1 protein-coding gene is annotated in these 1,578 nt (G+C 74.0%); it reads left to right on the top strand.

Annotated elements, in window-relative coordinates; translation table 11 throughout:
• Positions 1 to 183 precede the first annotated feature (183 nt).
• Positions 184 to 1,521, top strand: coding sequence for an NAD(P)-binding domain-containing protein (locus tag WHI96_RS27615; protein WP_224400981.1), 1,338 nt, complete (start codon positions 184 to 186; stop codon positions 1,519 to 1,521).
• Positions 1,522 to 1,578: the final 57 nt, after the last annotated feature.

Raw genomic sequence — 1,578 nt, 5'->3', positions numbered from 1 at the left:
TGTGTATCAGAGACAGGGTCAGCGGCAGCAGTGGCGTGCGAGCGGGCTGCTCGGCGGCAGTGGTGCTCATACCGCTCAGTATCGACACACATCGATGGTTGCGTCAATCGATGCCCGTCGATACAGTCCGACCAGCCCATCGACGAGCGTCGATGAATGAACCTGCCGACCCTGGAGGTCGTGATGAGTGAGAACACGTTGCCGGTCGTGGTGGTCGGAGCCGGGCCGGTCGGGCTCGCCGCCGCCGCGCATCTGCTCGACCGCGGCCTGGAGCCGCTGGTGCTGGAGGCCGGTGAGCAGGCCGGTGCGCACGTGCGGCAGTGGCACCACGTGCGACTGTTCTCCCGGTGGGCCGAGGTGGTCGACCCGGTGGCGGAGAAGCTGCTGGCCCCGACCGGATGGACCCACCCGGACCCGGAGACCTACGCGACCGGGCAGCAGTGGGCGCAGCGCTACCTGCAGCCCCTCGCCGAGGTGTTGGGCAGCCGGGTGCGGTTCGGCGCCCGAGTGTCGGGTGTGGCCCGGCGCGGGCGGGACCGGGTGGTCGACGCCGGTCGCGAGACCGAACCGTTGACCGTGCACGTGCAGACCGCCGCGGGAGAGGAGCGGATCCTCGCCCGCGCCGTGGTGGACGCCTCCGGGACCTGGGACTCGCCGAACCCGCTCGGCGCGGACGGGCTGCCCGCCGCGGGCGAGCGCGCCGCCGCCGACCGGATCGCCTACCAGGTGCCAGACCTGGCCGACCCGAGCGTGCGGGCCCGCTACGCCGGCAAGCGGGTCGCGGTGGCCGGCAGCGGGCACTCGGCACTGACCGCACTGGTGGCGTTCGCCGAACTGGCCGAGACCGCGCCGGGCACGCACGTGGACTGGCTGCTGCGCCGTGGGCAGGTCGGTGACACCTTCGGCGGTGGGGAGGCCGACCAACTGCCCGCCCGCGGGGCCCTGGGCCGGCGCGCCGCGGCCGCGGTCGAGGCCGGGCACATCAGCACGGTGACCGGGTTCCGCACCAGCGCGGTCGCCCAGACCGGCGACCGGCTCGTGCTCGAGTCCCTCGACGGGCGCCGGCTCGCCCCGGTCGACGAGGTCGTGGTGCTGACCGGGTTCCGCCCGGACCTGTCATGGCTGGCGGAGGTGCGGCTGGACCTGGACCCGACCCTGCAGGCCGCCCGGGCCCTGGCACCGTTGATCGACCCGAACGTGCACTCCTGCGGCACCGTGTACCCGCACGGCGCCCGCGAACTGACCCAACCCGAGCCCGGGGTGTTCGTGGTCGGGATGAAGTCCTACGGGCGCGCACCGACGTTCCTGGCGATGACCGGCTACGAGCAGGTCCGCTCCGTGGCCGCCGCACTGGCCGGGGACCACGAGGCCGCCGAGCGGGTCGAGCTGGTGCTGCCCGACACCGGGGTCTGCGGCGGCGCCGGCCTGTTCGACGACCCCGCCGCCGCCACCGCGGAGGCCGAGGGCGGCTGCTGCGGCCCGGCAGAACCGATCGACCAGACTGCACAGGCGGCATCCTGACTGGCCGACCCACCTGACTGCTGTCCGTCCCGGCGCGACCCATCGCCGCGTATCGGC

It is taken from the genome of Pseudonocardia tropica (genome assembly GCF_040105315.1).
Lineage (GTDB): Bacteria > Actinomycetota > Actinomycetes > Mycobacteriales > Pseudonocardiaceae > Pseudonocardia > Pseudonocardia alni.
Note: the sequence above shows the minus strand (reverse complement) of the source record. Positions and strands in the feature narration are given on the sequence as shown.